Raw genomic sequence first — 17,083 nt, forward strand, 5'->3', positions numbered from 1 at the left:
GATTTTGGATGGCGTATCTGGGGGCGAAGCCGCATGTGATCCTTATCGTCGAGGATGATCGATTACTTGCACGGCTTATGGAAAAACGCTTGCATTCGGCCGGCCATAAGGTAAAGGCGGTTTACAGCGGCAAGAGTGCGATTCAATATGTTGAGAGCAATCTGAGTAAAAAACTGTTCATGATTGCAGATTATCAACTCGGTGATATGACGGCGAGCCAACTTGTCTGCAAGCTGAGTGCGATAAATTCTGATGTTCCTTTTATCGTAGCCACGGGGCAAGGGAGTGAGCAGGTCGCGGTCGAAATGATGAAGCTTGGGGCGCTTGACTATCTTATCAAAGACGGTACTTTTCTCGACCTTTTGCCGCTGGTTGTAAGTCAGGGCATTAGAAATGTTGAGCTGGAGGGCAAGCTGGCTTCAACCGAGCAGGCGCTTCGCCAGGAGAAGACTCATCTTTTGAATAATATACCCGACCTTGTATTTCAAATCGACAGGGAAGGGTTGCTGAGGTCCTTGAATCCTGCGATGTTCAAAAAACTCGGGTACAGTTCCGAGGAACTGAGCGGGAAGTGCTTGTTTGAATTCTGTGATCCGCAGAGCCAAAAAGGTGTTCGGGCGGATTATGCATCGGTCATGGAAGGAAGTCAGCTTAGTTCACACATCTTACGACTGGTTGACAAGGCTGGGAGCACGAAGTGGCTTGAAGGTAATGTCGTACCGATAAGGGATGAGCCCGAGGGCGGCATTTCGGGTGCAAGTGCAATTTATCATGATATTACTGCACAGAAGCTTGCGTCTGAGGCCCTGAGGGAGGCAGAGCAGAGATACCGCCTGCTTGTTGAAAACTCGCCTACGCTGGTTGTGGAGCTTGATAACAATAACAATCGCGTGAGGCTGAACAGCAAAGCGCATGATTTTTTCGGCGTACAAAATGCTGGGGATATTTCGGGCCGAGAGCTTCTGGAGAAGATGCCGGAAAGCTGGCACGGTCCACTGCTGGAAGCTGTCAAGAAGGCTCCTGAGGGGATCTCAAAAAGAATGACCCTTCCGTGGTACGGAAAAAATAACTCTAAGCAGTGGTATGAACTCGATGTATCACCGCTGGCGGGCGCGGAAGGCGCGGCCAGCAAGACCCTCATTACGGCTTGGAACGTCACGCACCGCGTCAGCAAAGAAATCGAATATGCTGAGTCTTTGAGGGCTCAGCATAAATCTGCAAGAGAGGCCAAGATACTTCAGCAGATAGCGTTTTCAGTCGACCTTAACAGACCCGATGCGAGCGAAGGGGTTCTAGACCTGTCAACAAAGCTTCTCTGTCGTCATCTGGGAGCGGCAGCCGGCGTTGGTTATTTTTTCGACGACAACGGTTTTATGATACGTGCCGGACAAAAGGGCAGCATACCCTTGAATGCCCTGGAGAGGCTGGACGATCATATTTGCAGCCGTCGCATGGTTGGCAAGCTGGCCCGGACGCGAGGTCCGCGGCTGGTGTCAAATCTTCACCTGGTGCCTGGCGATGCCGGTGATATCGAATATAGAGGACGATCGGGGCTTTCGACATGTATATTGCCATTGAGACACGGGCGAAGGGTACAGGGAGCAATTCTGCTGGTTGCAGGGCATAAGGAGCTGACCTCTCACACCGACTTTCTGAGATCAGCGGCAGACTGTATTGGCATTACAATTGCTAACAGCAGATCCTATCAAAAGGCCAAGAAACAGTTAAGCAATATAGGTTCATCGGGCGAGACTATGGTTGACGAAAGCCGGAGTCGGTTTGATGACAGTCGGAACCCTGATGAGCTTGTGTCAGTCATCGCCTCGGGCGTGCATGCTGTCAAGGCGGAGGGCGGGATCGTTCTTCTTTACGACAAGAAGCGAGATGTGTTGGAAAGCGCTGCCAATTATAGCAAAGGTGACCAGGGGATGAACGTGGTAATGCTTTCGCGGCACAATAATGCTGTCTGGCAATGCTATGAAGCGGGTAAACCTGAATTGCATGTGAAGGACCAGGACAATACACAGGTACTGCCTAGTGCTGTGAGACGACTTGCTGACAGTTCCGTTCTGATAATGCCGCTGAAAGACGGTAATGAAAACGTCGGAGTTTTTATCTTGCTGGACGTTGCCGCGGAATTTTATGATTCGGCAATGTATATACTTGGAGCTTTTACCAAGCTGGCGATCCAAGCCATACAGAATAGAAGGCTGTTTTCCAGGGCCGAGTCTTTTCGCGAAAATATCACAAGCATAAGGGATTGTGCCAGAAGGATGGAGCGTTCCACGGATACCGCTGAAATACTGCGATCCTTTAGCGATACCGCGAGGATAGCTGTTAAGGCATCAATAGCGGGTGCGGCAACATATTCACATGCAGAAGGGAAGTATACTGCCGGAGAATATGCCTGTAAATTGAAGGACGGTCGCCCGAGTTCGAAGCTTGAAGGTTTGTTAAATCAGGGCAAGTATTTCCGAAAGGTGAGTAATGAAGCCCATGTGATTTCAGATCCTGAAATTGCGATGCATCTGTTTGGAAATGAAGGTGATTATGGTGATTGTATTTGTGCTCCGGTCACTTATTCAGATGATATCCTGGGTGTGCTGCTGCTGTGTTTTGAGAATGGTACAATTGTTAATCGGCAGGACATAATGTTGGCCGAGGAGACTGCAAGGCTGCTGGCGGTCACGCTAAACAGTCTGCGTCTGAACCGACGCCTTTTGGCATCGGAGAGACTTAAGGACATAATCCTGCACACTGTTCACGAGCCGCTTTTGGTGATCGATCTCAAAGGAATGGTTGTCACTGTAAATGATGCCGCTTCCAAACTTTTCGGCAAGAGCAGGGACGCTTTCGAGAATCTCTATTATGCAGAAGTGCCTGGGTTCGACACGGCGCTCGCCAAGCCTGTGAAGGATTGGCTGAAGGGTGCAAATGAGGAAGGGCAGTCTCATGGGATTGCGAATGACTATGACGACAATGAGCTATTTCTGGCATTAGAGAGCAGAACGATTACGATCGAGAACACTCGCTGTCTGCTTGTGTCGATCACTGACATGACACAGCAGCGTAAAATGAATGAGACGCTAGAGCATAAAGATAAGCTTTCCAGCCTGGGGCGCATGGCCGCACAAATTGCCCACGAGGTCGGAAATCCTCTCGCGTTGATATCGAGCAGAATACAAAGGCTGACAGAGAAGGAAGAGATCGATAAGAATGATCTTGCTGGCGTGTTGCCTCATGTCGATCGAATATCCGGGCTTATAAAACGCATGTCAGACCTGGGGCGTCCAAACGTTCCGGCATTTGATCGGTGCAAGCTAAGTTCGATAGTAAATAATGTGATCACTTTGGCCGGCTACACCGATATGTTTGAGAAGGTAGAGTTGAAAACAGTGATTGTTGACGAGTCTCCTGTTGTTGAGTGTGATGCGGGCAAGGTTACTCAGATCCTTCTGAATCTTCTTATGAATGCAGCTCAGGCATGTGAGATGGATGGCGAGGTGACAGTGGGGGTCAAGTACCGCAGGCTGCCTATCGAGGAAGCTGATCGTGAGCGGTTTGAGGATTTTGCGGTTATTACTGTCAGCGACAACGGAAAGGGGATGACTGAGGAAACTCAGGAGCACATCTTCGAGCCGTTCTATACCCAAAGACAAGATGGGGCGGGTCTGGGGCTTTCGGTGTCGATGTCTATAATGCGTCAGCACCAAGGATGGATAAGCGTGGAAAGCACACTTGGGAAGGGGGCAGTGTTTACGCTCTTTTTGCCCATGAAGCAAAATGACCGCGAAAAGGTTGAGGGTGGAAGTAAACGCCGAATCGGTGCGATCTGTTACGAAAGTAAGACGAGAGAACTCAATCAGAGAAATTGATATGGAACGCATTCTAATCGTGGATGATGATTCAGGTATTCGCTCTGAACTGGTCAGTATAGTCAGCAGTCCTGGCAGAGAGATCATCGAGGCCTCGGATGGATCAGAGGCATTGCAAGTGCTTGAGAGCGAGATGTTTGACCTCATTTTGTCCGATGTTCGCATGCCTGGGATGGATGGGTTCGAACTTCTTGCAGAGATTCGTCAGAGGTGGACGAATCTGCCGGTGATCATAATCACCGCCTTTGCGTCTACCGACACGGCTGTGCAGGCATTGCGGGGAGGAGCCTATGATTACATCACCAAGCCGTTTTCAATAGATGATATTCGTAATATTGTTAGCCATGCGCTGGAGGCAAATCGCCTGTTCAATGAGGTCAGCTACCTGAAAGGCAGGCTGGGCGAAAGGTATTCGATGGACAATATCATCGGTCAGTGTCCCGCGATGCAAAAAGTTTTCGATACCATAATGCGTGTGGCGAAGGCGCCGTGCAACATTCTTATCACCGGCGAAAGTGGAACGGGTAAGGATCTGGCTGCGCAGGCAATACATGAGTACAGTTCCAGAAGTCAGAATCATCTTGTGACCATAGATTGCGGGAGCATCCCCGAGGGGTTGCTGGAGTCCGAGCTATTTGGACACGTAAAAGGCGCCTTTACAGGGGCCGTGAGCGAAAAAGAGGGGCTGGTGCAGAGCGCTAACGGGGGAACAATATTTCTGGATGAGATCGGTGACATGCCGTTATCTCTTCAGGTTAAGCTTCTGCGACTGATTCAGAACCGACATGTTCAGAAGGTCGGCAGCACAAAGCGGGAGCAAGTTGACGTGCGGATCCTTGCAGCCACCAACGCCAATTTGGCCGAAAAGGTTCGTAACAAGCAGTTCAGGGAGGACCTTTTCTACCGTCTCAATGTAGTTGAGATACACCTGCCTCCTTTGAGAAGCAGAGGTGGTGATGTTCTGCTGCTGATGTCGTATTTTCTTAAACGGTACTCCGAAGCTTTGGGCAGAGAGGTTTGCAAAGTTGACGAGAGTGTCAAGCGTGCATTCGGAAAATACCCCTGGCCGGGCAACGTCAGGGAGCTGGAGAATGCTGTAGAAAGGGCTGTGACGCTTTGTGATGGTAGTTTGATACGGCTGGAGGATATTCCGGGCAATATTGCACAATGGCAGAATGAAAGCGGGGCGGTGTCAGGTACCCTGTCAGAACGCGTGGACCATTTCGAAAAGCAATGCCTGATCGGGGCAATGGAAGCTGAGGAGTTCCATGCAGCAGGAGCCGCTGAGCGATTAGGAATAAGCCTTGCTACGCTCTATCGCAAGCTCAAGAAATTCGACATACCGGTCGCCAGTACCGGCATCGTCGAGGTTGAAAGATCAAACACAGGACAGACACAATTCACCAGGGGCTTAAAAAGATAGTGTTGAGCGTCTGAGCAGGCAGAAAAGAAACACTTGTATACTTGCGCTCAGTGTAGTAAAGTACTTCATATTCGTTAAAGTCCTGGTCCTGTTCAAGAGATTGTGATGGTTCTGTATTTCAGCGTTTTTTGGCTGAGCTGCAGGCCGGTATTGTATATTATGCTTCGTGACATTACGCCAAAACCTGTTCGTCTGTTTGCAGCCAAACATATCTTCCCTAAAAGCCCTGTGATCTGGGCCAATTTCAGGCCGATCGTTCAACTATGCACAAACAGGTTGAAACCTCAGGAGCCGCCGGTTGTGATTTTATCGCTGCCGAGAAGCGGGTCCAGTTGGGTGGGAGAGATACTCGGAGGTGCTGGTGATGCCCTCTATCTTCGTGAGCCTCTTACTCAAACATATCTGAGGAGCGGGGGCGAAAAGAAGCTCAGTTTTTTCGAATTCGATGGCCCTCCCTGGGAGTACGAGAAAGCTGCTGACCTGTCATTTCGGGCTATACCTCAATTCTCAAAAGGCATCGTCAGATTTCCTGAGCAGTGGGGTTTAAACTGCAGGACCCGCAAAAAGACGGTAATCAAGGAGGTAAATCCGTTTGTGCTTCCCTGGTTAATGCAAAAGTATCAACCCCGAATTATTTATCTGGTCAGGCATCCTGCGTCTACGGCACATAGTTTTCATAAGATGGGTTGGGACGGCAGGAACCAATTTGAACGCCGGTTTCTGGATCGTAGTCTTGCTGAGATAAATGATTATCAGCGGTGGGCCGGATCGTTCTGGTCCGCCCATGCGGCAGTTCAGTCGGTGGTTTTGAAACGTGTTCTAGAACAAGCAAAAGGTTATGAGTCTTTCAAGCTGGTACAGTACGAGAACCTCTGTAAAGATCCTATCAATGAATTCAGATCCTTATATGATTTCGCAGGATTGAAATGGGACGAAGCTGCGGAAGATCTTGTTGTCAAGAAGACTCAGCCCTCACAAGTCGACAAGCATAGTTTCAGCACGCAGCGTAATAGTGCGGTCGAGGCAGAGAAATGGCGAAAACTCGTTTCTGCTGACAAGCTTGAACTTATAAAGGAAGCCTGGCTATGGTACGATCCGCCGTTGTACAGGGATGAATGGTAGCAGCAGCCATTTTTTAATCGTGTTATGGATTTGCATTAGAAAAGCTCCGCCGGACAGTGCCGAACGGAGCTTTTTGTAGATAGTGTTTCTGAGACTTTTCGCTATTGTGTAAGTTCGAACGTATCGTGGGCTATGGCATATTCTTCATCGGTGGGGATGATATAGACATTTACGCTGCTGTCTTCGGTACTGATCTTGCCTTCTTTGCGAACCGTTTCATCATTAAGAGCGGTGTCCATTTTGACACCCATCGCGGAAAGATCGGTGCAAATTCGTTCCCTGACCGGGGTGGAATTTTCGCCTATGCCGCCTGTGAAGATTATAGCGTCGACACCGTTGAGCACAGCAAAGTACATGCCTATGTATTTCTTTATGCGGTAGCTGAACATATCGACGGCCAGCTCTGCCTGTTTGTCGCCTTCATCCACTGCTTCGAGCAGATTACGCATGTCGTTGCTCTTGCCTGAGATCCCAAGCAGACCGCTTTGCTTGTTGCACATTTTGTTGATCTCGTCAACATCGTAGCCCTTGTCCTTGAGATAGAAGATTATAGCGGGGTCGATGTCGCCGCAACGGGTTCCCATCATGACGCCTTCCAGAGGGGTCAGACCCATTGAGGTGTCGATGGATTTGCCGTCCTTGACAGCGGTGATGGAGCAACCGTTTCCGAGGTGGCAGGTGATCAGCTTAACGTCCTTGAAATCCTTGCCGAGCACTTCCGCAGCCCGTCTCGCAACGTAGTTGTGACTGGTTCCGTGGAAACCATACCGGCGGACCCGGTACTTTTCGTAAATGTCATAGGGCAGGCCGTACATGTAAGCGACCTTTGGTATAGAGGCATGGAAGGCGGTGTCGAAACAGGCGACCTGTTTTGCGTTTGGAAGGTTTTCCTGAGCCGCCTTGATTCCGGTCAAATTCGGTGGATTGTGAAGAGGTGCCAGGTCGGCGAATTTTTCGATCGAAGCGATAACATCGTCGTCTATGACAACAGAGCCCGAAAACTCTTCCCCGCCATGCACTACTCTATGGCCCACTGCCTGGATATCCTGAATGTCGTCTATGACTTTTGACTCTCCGGTTGCAAGCGTCTCCAGGATCAGGTTCATGCCCTGCTTGTGATTTTTGATCTCAGTCTCAAATACATGTTCCTTGCTGTCTGACTTCTGGGAGAGAACTGAGCCTGCTTCACCAATTCGTTCGACAACACCTTTGGCAAGCACATTGGCTTCGGGCATTTGATACAGTTGGTACTTTATTGAAGAGCTGCCTGCGTTGATGACTAAAACCTTCATCGCGATGGGTCCTTTTGATGATATTGGGTAACAATGTAAAAATGGGAGCACCAAAGCTCCGGAACGAAAAAGATCAGCCTTTAGAAAGCATGTCGCTGGCTGAAGTGCAAAGTCTATTTGTAACGCGAAGATAGGGCTAAGTCAATAGGAATATGAGGATTAACGGCAGCAAGCATGCAGTCGATCAGAAACGAAAGCAGGACGACTCTGGAGCAACATTTGGGATCAGGCCATTTATTGCAAATTGGACCATTAAGTGAATGCAATTTTGACTGACAGCAATCTGCTAACAAAATACTAACAGATTGCCGCGATCAGGTGAGCTGGCCTTTTTCCAGTCTGTGTGTAGCAAGGGCCGCATTACCGATGATGCCTGCATGAGTGCCCAATTCAGCAAAACACAGTTCTATCTCCTCGTGTTGAAGGGTCCAGATGTGCTGGCGGAAATACTTCTTTATGGGTTCGAGCAGAAGGTCGCCGGCAGCGATCATGCCGCCGTAGAAAAGGATCCGCTCAGGGCCAGCGACATGCAAGAGGCTGACGCAGAGCAGGGCGAGGTACTCTGCTGTCGTGTCGGTGATTTGTCTTGCCAGGTCGTCGCCCTTTGCGAGATGGTCATAGACATCCTCGCAGGTTACCGTTCCATTTTCTTTGAGTACCTGCTGAAGTGTCGAGTCTTCAGCATTTTCCTGCAATGCCTCGATTGCTCGTCTTGCAGTCGAGCTGGCGGAGCTGTACGCCTCGACACAACCTTTTTGGCCGCATCCGCAGAGTCTTCCGCCGGGCTGGACGATCATATGTCCTATTTCCGCTCCTGCGTTGGCATATCCGTGCACGAGTTCGCCGTTGCTGATTATTCCACCGCCCACGCCTGTACCAAGGGTAATCAGGATCATGTCCTGTGCGCCCTTGCCCGCGCCTGCGACGTGTTCACCCCAGCAGGTGACGTTGGCGTCATTTTCAAGAACGACAGGACAGCCTAATCTGTCTCGGATCATCTGTCGGAGAGGTGTGTCGTTGAACTTGAGATTTGGGGCGTTGAGAACAATGCCGTTTTCGACATCTACAACACCGGGAGTTCCGATACCTGCGGCCGCGATCTCACTGAGAGCCAGGCCATACTGACCAAGTAGTGATTCGACTGTCTGGCCGATACGGTCCACTATGTCGGATGCACCGTTTTCCACCAGGGTCGGGACCGAGGTTTCCGTGAGCAGGTTGAGATTGCTGTCGAAACAGCCGATCTTTATGTTTGTCCCCCCAAGGTCAATGCCGACAAATATTTCCGCCATATTCTCATCCCTCAAAAAAAATTGACCCGGTAATCTGATACTGATTTTCACGGCTATGCGACCATAAGGCTGCCGGTCAAGCAGTTTACCAGTTGGCTAAACTTGCGTCACGGAAATTATCGGCTTAATATGGCAACCAGATTAGTAGAGAATTCTGAACAAGTGCCAGACGGGTTGGCAGACGGTTTCACTTACGGTAAAGGAGTTTATGAAATTGACAATTTAAGCCCAATGTGCTAGGAATTATGTTCCGAGGTTCATCAGCTAAGAGATTATTAAGCTTGTGAGACAGAATTTTGGCCAATAAGATCGTTGTTCCGATAAAGCAGGTTCCTGAGACCAAATCCGTTAAAATGGACGAAAAAACGGGTACGGTTATCAGGGAAGGTGTTGATTCGATCGTAAATCCGCTGGATCTGTACGCTATTGAAGCGGCTTTGAGACTGCGGGATCGATACGGAGGCGAAATTGTCGGCATCTCCATGGGCCCTAAAAAGTCAGTTAAAGCACTCAAAGAGGCAGTTTCAATGGGAGTAGATTCCGCGATCTTGCTAAGCGACAGGGCGTTTGCGGGATCCGATACATGGGCGACAAGTCTGATCCTGGCGTCGGCGATACGGAAGATCGGGGATTTTGGACTGGTTGTTTGCGGCGAGCGAGCCACTGATGGAGACACAGGACAGGTAGGGCCCGGAATTGCATCATTTCTTGGTATTCCGGCATTAACTTACGTAAGCCGAATTCAAGATCTCAGTGACAAGTTGTGTCGGGCAGAAAGGCTGATCGAAGATGGACGTGAGATTCTTGAGACATCGCTGCCGGCCGTACTGACAGTTATAAAGGAGGCCGGCGAACCGAGACTGCCGACGCTTCGGGGTAAAAAGAGGGCTAAGGATCTGGACGTGCAGATCTGGGGCAATGATGAGCTGGGCATCGATCCTGACAAGATAGGGCTGAAAGGATCACCGACGCGGGTAGTGAAGATCTATCGGCCAAAAGTAGCTAGAAAATGCACCATCGCAGAGGCTAAAGACGAAGCCTCAGTCGGGCCTGCGGTTGATCGCATGTGCGGATTTCTGGCCGATAAGGGGGTGCTGCAGTGAAGGCTTCTGGTATATGGATACTTGCGGAGCAGAAGGGTGGAAAGATCGCGGATGTCTCGTTCGAGCTGTTGACCAGGGGGATAAAGCTGTCTGAGGAGCGGGGCTGTGAACTTGCCGCAGTGATACTGGGCAAGGACCTGTCAGACGCTGATTTGCAGGAACTGATAGACAGAGGGGCGGATCGCGTGATATGCATCGAGGCCGAGCAGCTCGATCATTTTCTCGTCGAGCCTTATAGCAACTGCCTGCTTGAGCTTTTAGGTGAGGAAAGGCCTGAGGTTCTTATCGCGGCGGCGACTTCGACGGGCAGAACGTTGATGCCTTACCTTGCGATACAGGCCAACGCGGGGCTGACCGCGGATTGTACCGAGCTGAGTATCGAGAAAGACACAGGCAATCTGCTTCAGACAAGGCCTGCGATAGGCGGCAACATCATGGCGACCATCAAGACGCCGGAGCACAGACCGCAGATGGCGACGGTCAGGCCCAGGTCCGCACCACCAGCAACTCGGCATAAGGGCAGGAGCGGACCAATTGAACGGTTCAAACCCAGCGAGGGCAGCCTGGGCAGCAGGGTCAAACGGCTGTCATTTTTGCCGGATGCTGACGAAAAGCCGCTTGGCGATGCAGGCGTGGTAGTCGCGGTCGGCAAGGGGATCAAGAAAGCCGAGAACATTGCCATCGTTAAGGAACTGGCGGATGCTTTGGGCGGGGCGCTCGGTGCTACCCGTGAGGTTGTCGACAGAGGTTGGCTGAGTTATCCGCATCAGATCGGGCTCAGCGGCCAGACGATTAGTCCAAAACTCTATGTCGGAGTTGGTGTTTCGGGGACCATTCAGCATCTTGCGGGCATGCAGACATCCGAGGTGATCGTGGCGATCAATAATGATCCGGAGGCGCAGATTTTTAAGATAGCGGACTTTGGCGTCGTGGGAAATCTTTTCGACGTTGTGCCCGCGATGGTAGAAAAACTCAAGGCGGGGAGGGGTATGGTATGACAGATAGAACTTACAGCCCGGTGACGAATGAAATTTTGCAGGAGCTCAAAGCGATCGTGGGCGAGCGGTACGTGATCGCCGGCGATGACGACAAGCTCGAACCGTATTCGCATGACGAGGTGAAGGGTGAGCAGTACGCTCATATGCCCGAATGCGTGGTAAGGCCTCGCAAGGCAGAGGAGATCGCCGAGATAATGAAACTGGCGAACCGCGAGCATGTCGCTGTCACTCCTCGCGGCGCGGGCTCGGGCATGTCCGGCGGGGCGGTGCCCATCGAGGGCGGCATTGTGCTGCTGATGGATCGCATGAATGACATCGTCGAGCTTGACAAAGAAAATATGATGATCACGGTCGAGCCGGGCGTTGTTGCGAATGACATCAATGAGTACCTCGCAGAGTACGACCTGTTTTACGCGGGCTATCCGATGAGCCTGGAGACATGTTTTATTGGCGGTAATGTCGCTGAAAACGCCGGCGGGGGCAAGGCGGTGAAGTACGGGGTGACCAGTCGGTATGTTCTGGGGCTTGAGGTAGTGACGCCGACAGGTGAGATCGTGGAGTTGGGAGGTAAGCTGATAAAGGACGTGACCGGCTATAATATGATCCAGTTGATGGTCGGCTCGGAGGGGACGCTCGGCGTTTTCACTAAGATCGTGCTGAAGCTGATGCCTCTGCCCAAATCGCAGGTGGATCTGCTGTGCCTGTTCGACAGTGCGGAACAGGCGATCGAGTGCGTGCCGCAGATCATGACGCGGAGCGGTATAATCCCAACCGCGATAGAGTTCATGGACAGGACGGCTGTGCGGGCCGCGTGTGAATACCTGAACGAATCAATACCGTACGAGCAGGCCGGGGCGATGCTGCTCATCACGGTAGACGGCCCGTCGGAGGAGCAGGTCGAGCATGACTATATGCAGATAGGCGATCAGTGCATGGAGGCGGGAGCGAGCGAGGTGTACGTGGCGGATAATTCGACCACGAGTGAGCGGGTGTGGAAGGTGCGGCGAAATATTGGTGAGGCGTACAATGTCATAAGCAAGCGGCAGTGTGCGGAGGATATTGTCGTTCCGCCCGCCTGCATTCCTGCGATCGTTGGAAAGCTGGGAGAGCTGTCAGAAAAATATGACGTGATGATGCCGTGCTTCGGTCATGCAGGTGATGGAAATTTGCATGCGAGGATCGTGTCGCCGCCGGAATGGTCCGACGAGCAGTGGGAACCTGTTGCGGAAAAGATCCTAAATGAATTGTATAAGTTCACGGCCCAATGCGGGGGCAGGATAAGCGGTGAGCATGGCATAGGCCATAAGCGGAAGAAGTATATGTCGTATTTCGTCTCCGAGGGCTATCTTGATATGCTCAGGGCGGTCAAACGCGGCATGGACCCGAACAATATACTGAACCCGGGTAAGATATTTGATTTGCAGGGGAAGGCATGAAGTCATTCAAACTGACAGGCATTAGGCAGATGGAAGTTTTCGATGTTCCTGAACCCACAGCCAAAGACGATCAGGTCGTAGTCGAACTGGCTGCTATAGGCGTGTGCGGATCTGACGTGCATTATTACGTAAACGGCAACATAGGCAGTCAGGTGGTTGAGTATCCTTTTGCTGTTGGGCACGAGTGTGCCGGGACGGTGGTGAAAACGGGCGGGTCCGTGAGCTCGCTGAAGGAGGGCGACAGGGTCGCGGTGGACCCGGCAATGCCCTGCTGGAAATGCGATCAGTGCAAGGCGGGGCGTCATCATACCTGTCGGAACCTGAAATTCCTGGGATGTCCCGGTCAGGCGGAAGGGTGCCTGAGTGAATATATTGCGATGCCCGAGACAAGCTGTGTTAAACTGCCCGAGGGTATGAGCTTTACGCGGGGTGCTCTTTCCGAGCCGTTGGCGATTGGAGTTTATGCAGTCAGGCTGTCGATCCCGATGCAGGATGCCAAAGTTGCAATCCTGGGCGTCGGTCCCATCGGTCTTAGTGTGCTGTTGGCGGCGAAGGCCGGCGGGGCGGAAACTGTTTTCGCTACCGACAAGCTGGATTACCGCCTGAAAGCAGCAAAGCAGGCTGGGGCCGATGCTGCGGGCAACCCGGACAAGCAGAACATCGTTAAACAGGCCGCCGTGGTTGAGCCAGGCGGATTTGACGTTGTCTTTGAGTGCTGCGGGCAGCAGGATGCACTCGATCAGGCTATTGAAATACTGAAGCCCGGCGGTAAGCTGATGGTGGTTGGGATTCCGCAGGAAGATCGCGTTTCATTCTGTCCTGACAAGACCAGGCGGAAAGAGATTTGCATCCAGAACGTGCGCAGGCAGGTTGACTGCGTTGATGCGACGCTGGAGATGATGGCTGACGGGCGGCTGAATGCTGATTTTATGGCAACTCACCGCTTTGGTTTTGATGCTGCACAGGAAGCATTCGATCTTGTCAGTAATTATCAGGATGGTGTTATAAAGGCAATGATCGATTTTTGATGATGGTATGAAAAAAGGCGGACCACTCTGAAATGATCCGCCTTTGCATATTTTTCTTTCAGCGTTCTATTTTTTACTGTTGAGATAGTCGGCTGCAACTGCGTCCGCAACCTGCCTGTGGACATTACGGTCCAGCATGTCGGGCAGCAGGCAGTCCTCGTCCGCGATCTCGGCAAGCTTCTTCGCAGCAGCGATCTGCATGCTCAAAGTTATAGCGTCGGCATGAACGTCGAGAGCTCCACGGAAGATGCCTGGGTATGCGAGAGCGTTATTAACGCCCCGGCCATCGGCGTATACTGCAGCTCCGGCATCGATGGCGTCTTCGGCACTGATCTCGCCGACAGGATTACTGAGCGGGAAGCAGATGGGGTCGGGGTTCATCGAGGCGACCATTTCCTTGCTTACCATGTTAGGCTGAGCGACGCCGATGAAGATGTCCTTGTCCTTAAAGCCTTCAGCGAGTGGGCAGGTCTGTCCCTGCTTGTTGGTTATGTCCGCGAGCCTGTCCTTATACTTGGTCATTCTCTCGGTACGGCCCTTGTAGATCGGGCCGGTAGAGTCGTAGACTACGATGTCCTTGACGCCGAAGTCCAGAAGGATCTTCGAGATCGCGATGCCTGCTGCGCCCGCGCCGAGCATTATAACATTGCAGTCCTCGGTCTTCTTGCCGGTGGCTTTGATTGCGTTGATAAGGGCCGCGAGTACGACGGTCGCTGTTCCGTGCTGGTCGTCGTGGAATACGGGCACATCCAGCTTTTCGCGAAGGGCCTCTTCGATCTCAAAGCATGCAGGAGCTGCGATGTCTTCGAGCTGGATCGCGCCGAAGCTCGGAGCGATATTCAAAGATGTTTCGATGACTGTCTTCGGATCCTTCGAATCAACCAGGATCGGGATAGCGCTGAGATTCGCAAATTCAGCAAATATGGCAGCCTTGCCTTCCATTACCGGCAGGGAGGGAACTACGCCGATATCCCCAAGACCCAGAACTGCTGTTCCGTCAGTGATTATCGCGACGCGGTCACAGAGTCCGGTCCAATCCCAGGCGGATTCGGGATTGTTCTGAATTTCCTTGCATACGCTTGCAACGCCGGGGGTGTAGACCATTCGCAAGTCGGTAAGGCTCTGTATCGGGATGCGGCTGACCATCTCCACTGCCCCTCGGCGATGGATCTCCATGATCTCGTCAACCTGATCGACAACTTCAACATCATCTAGAGCGTTGATGCCTTGAACGGTCTTTGCGACCTCATCCTTACTCTTGCAGTAGATGAGTATATCGCGAACCTGCGTCTGGTCGTCAACTTCCACCAGGTCGATACTGCCGACATGTACACCGACATCTCCTATAACGCTGGTGACTTTTCCCAGTATGCCAGGCTTGTCCGCCATTTGACATCTCAGCGAGAAAATCTCATTTGCACCATAACGTTCCTGCCAGCTACTTCCTTCTAAAAACATAATGTAACCCCGAAATTAATCAGATTTCAAAGACAAGAAGCAGTCTTATATTCTATGCGGCTCGAAAAGTCAACCGCTAAGAAGTAAAAGCGCGTACCGGAGAATTGTGAGGTGTTTATCTGCGTGTGTTTTCAGCGAGCTGCTTGTTGAATAGCCTCAACTGGACATCAGTCGCTGAAAGTGCCCAGTCGATATAGTGGAGTTTATGGACTGGCTTGTGATGGCCTTCGTTCATGAGCCCGTGTTGAACGGCCTGCAGAAATTCCCGGCAGACATTGCGATTGATAGGCGTTGGCGCATTGGCCCAGTCCTTTAGTTCGGCATAGATATTTCGCAGGTTCTGACTGCCCTCGAGTTGTGCAATAGTCAGATAATCGGCGGGATTGCAGGAGATCTGCAGGCCCTTCAATGCCAGTATCAGCGGTTCGAAATTAGCGCGCGAATTAAGCCTGATGAATTTGTACTGCTGTACGTATGTCGGAGCGAAAGTGTGCAGGTGGTCGACCATGAAGTCGTTTTTGCGATGGTATTTTCTCTTGCTGGTTCGGGCAAAAACAAGCTCTTCATCCGGCCTGTATTGTTTGATCTCGTCATGGCCCATTCGTGATATCCACATCTTGCCGGACATAAGCCTTTGCGGATCTCCGCCGAGTGCAAGCAGGCATTTGACGAAACCCGGACGAAGCACCTTCTGTTTGCCGATCTGCCTTTTTCGAAGCTGCAGTGAAATATGCAGACTGTGCGGGCCGATCGGGTAAAATTTCGTTGTTTCCTTGATCAACTGATTGAGAATCCAGGGGTCATTGGTTGCGGGCTTTGAGAGATCTCCGAGCCTGCTTAATCTTCCCGGTGCAAGTTCCAGAAAGCCGCGTTTGCCATCCGGATCGCTGTCGCCGCTGTGATCGTCTATGTAACCGCCCAGCTTCCAGGTCATGATATCCAGGCCGAAATCGCTGAAATACTGGAAATTGTCAAAAACGCTATCCTTTTCGCCGTTCTTTTCGGAAATAGCTTTGAAGCCCAGATTGCTCAGTTCAACTTCCGCACCGAGCGGCGTCAGGCCGGGCTGACAGTTGTTGTGAATCTTGAAAAGTTCGCTTCTGCCTACACGAGAGTCAAACATGCTGTCGGCAGCTCTGATCGCGTATTTGACGTAATCGAGCAGGTCATAATTGCCATCCAGCGGCATGGTTTCCAGCCCGCGTCCGAGGATAAGGTCGACGGTCTGCGGATTCGCGTTGATCATTCTTAGCGCTATCAGAAGGCTGATCGAGCGTGTGTAGAAACGGCGTGAAGGGCCCAACTGCTCCAGGTCATATCTGTAACGGCTGTGCAGCTTGTGTTCGAACTGGTTCAGGATGATCTGTTTGATGACCAGGGCGACGTAGTTCGGCAGATACGGCCGCGCCTCGTCGTCGTCGAAAAGATGGCGAATAGTCGGGAACGGACGATCCAGCTCATTTTCGAGATAGAAGTCGCTTACGACATCGCTGCCGAGGTGGCTGATGACCAGGTCACGCTCGGTGGTACCAAGCAGTTCTCGCCTCGCTCGTCGTTCGACTTCAGCGTCGTGTGATTTTTCGCCCGGCCGTGTCCTGCTCTTGAAAAAGTTGGTGATGCGCTTTCGCAGCCATAGTTCATGTATAAGATTGACGTGCCAGCGGTCGCCGAACTTGCGTGCCAGCGACTCTAGGCTCCCCAGATATGCGAGCGACTCTACGGATCCACTTGCAGTATTTACGGTTACGGTCCCGCGGTCGTAGAATTTGCCCTCGTATGCATCGACCTCTTCCACGGCTGAGGCGGGCAATCCGTATATGAGAAAGCCCTCGATCCTGCCGCCTTGCTGCGGAGTTGCATAATAGTAAACATTGTCCGGACTTACTTTCTGATAGCCGGGGAGTATGGCCAGTTCGGCATGGAGGACCTGCGGCCCGCGCGGGTTCTTTTTCAGGCTGAAACTATAGCCGCAAACCGACTTTAGGATATTGGGGTCCCGCAGCGAGCCGTAAACGAAAAGATTGTAGCGATCATTGTCCATAAGTATCTTCCCCCT

General features: G+C 51.7%; 11 protein-coding genes. 7 read left to right on the forward strand and 4 right to left on the reverse strand.

Annotated features, from left to right (window positions below):
* The first annotated feature begins 8 nt into the window (after positions 1–8).
* The 3 genes from STSP2_RS10440 to STSP2_RS10450 all read left to right on the forward strand — a co-directional run bounded on the left by STSP2_RS10440 (position 9) and on the right by STSP2_RS10450 (position 6,420).
* Entirely contained in the window at positions 9–3,875 is a 3,867-nt protein-coding gene (locus STSP2_RS10440; protein WP_146662446.1) for a PAS domain S-box protein, read from the forward strand.
* Between the two features lies 1 nt (position 3,876).
* The gene (locus STSP2_RS10445; RefSeq protein ID WP_169853134.1) at positions 3,877–5,298 is read left to right on the forward strand and encodes a sigma-54-dependent transcriptional regulator; all 1,422 of its coding nucleotides are present in this window, start codon (positions 3,877–3,879) and stop codon (positions 5,296–5,298) included.
* 300 nt (positions 5,299–5,598) lie between these two features.
* A complete protein-coding gene (locus tag STSP2_RS10450) occupies positions 5,599–6,420 on the forward strand; it encodes a sulfotransferase (RefSeq protein ID WP_169853135.1) in 822 nt (273 codons plus the stop codon).
* A gap of 101 nt (positions 6,421–6,521) precedes the next feature.
* Here the strand turns inward: STSP2_RS10450 and STSP2_RS10455 are convergent, their stop codons facing one another.
* Together STSP2_RS10455 and STSP2_RS10460 are read right to left on the reverse strand one after the other, a co-directional pair.
* Positions 6,522–7,712, reverse strand: a complete 1,191-nt coding sequence (locus STSP2_RS10455; protein ID WP_146662452.1) for an acetate/propionate family kinase — start codon at positions 7,710–7,712, stop codon at positions 6,522–6,524.
* 314 nt (positions 7,713–8,026) lie between these two features.
* Positions 8,027–9,004 carry an ROK family protein gene (locus STSP2_RS10460; protein ID WP_146662454.1) on the reverse strand — a complete coding sequence of 326 codons (978 nt, stop codon included), beginning with the start codon at positions 9,002–9,004 and terminating at the stop codon, positions 8,027–8,029.
* Between the two features lie 353 nt (positions 9,005–9,357).
* Between STSP2_RS10460 and STSP2_RS10465 the strand changes: the two genes are divergently transcribed.
* From STSP2_RS10465 to STSP2_RS10480, 4 genes are read left to right on the forward strand one after another with little or no spacing between them, the layout of a single operon-like run.
* Complete coding sequence (locus STSP2_RS10465; protein ID WP_146664045.1) at positions 9,358–10,107, forward strand: electron transfer flavoprotein subunit beta/FixA family protein; 750 nt, start codon at positions 9,358–9,360, stop codon at positions 10,105–10,107.
* Positions 10,104–11,105, forward strand: a complete 1,002-nt coding sequence (locus STSP2_RS10470; protein WP_146662456.1) for an electron transfer flavoprotein subunit alpha/FixB family protein — start codon at positions 10,104–10,106, stop codon at positions 11,103–11,105. Before STSP2_RS10465 ends, STSP2_RS10470 begins: the two co-directional genes overlap by 4 nt.
* Complete coding sequence (locus STSP2_RS10475; RefSeq protein WP_146662458.1) at positions 11,102–12,541, forward strand: FAD-binding oxidoreductase; 1,440 nt, start codon at positions 11,102–11,104, stop codon at positions 12,539–12,541. The genes STSP2_RS10470 and STSP2_RS10475 overlap by 4 nt, the downstream gene beginning before the upstream one ends.
* The gene (locus STSP2_RS10480; protein WP_146662460.1) at positions 12,538–13,569 is read left to right on the forward strand and encodes a zinc-dependent alcohol dehydrogenase; all 1,032 of its coding nucleotides are present in this window, start codon (positions 12,538–12,540) and stop codon (positions 13,567–13,569) included. Before STSP2_RS10475 ends, STSP2_RS10480 begins: the two co-directional genes overlap by 4 nt.
* A 66-nt stretch (positions 13,570–13,635) precedes the next feature.
* Here STSP2_RS10480 and STSP2_RS10485 read toward each other — a convergent pair whose 3' ends face one another.
* Together STSP2_RS10485 and STSP2_RS10490 are read right to left on the reverse strand one after the other, a co-directional pair.
* On the reverse strand, positions 13,636–15,027 hold the full coding sequence (locus STSP2_RS10485) for an NAD-dependent malic enzyme (RefSeq protein ID WP_146662462.1): 1,392 nt from the start codon (positions 15,025–15,027) through the stop codon (positions 13,636–13,638).
* A gap of 115 nt (positions 15,028–15,142) precedes the next feature.
* Entirely contained in the window at positions 15,143–17,068 is a 1,926-nt protein-coding gene (locus tag STSP2_RS10490) for a gamma-glutamylcyclotransferase family protein (RefSeq protein ID WP_146662464.1), read from the reverse strand.
* Between the last annotated feature and the right edge of the window lie 15 nt (positions 17,069–17,083).

This window comes from Anaerohalosphaera lusitana (assembly GCF_002007645.1).
In the GTDB taxonomy this organism is placed as follows: Bacteria; Planctomycetota; Phycisphaerae; order Sedimentisphaerales; family Anaerohalosphaeraceae; genus Anaerohalosphaera; species Anaerohalosphaera lusitana.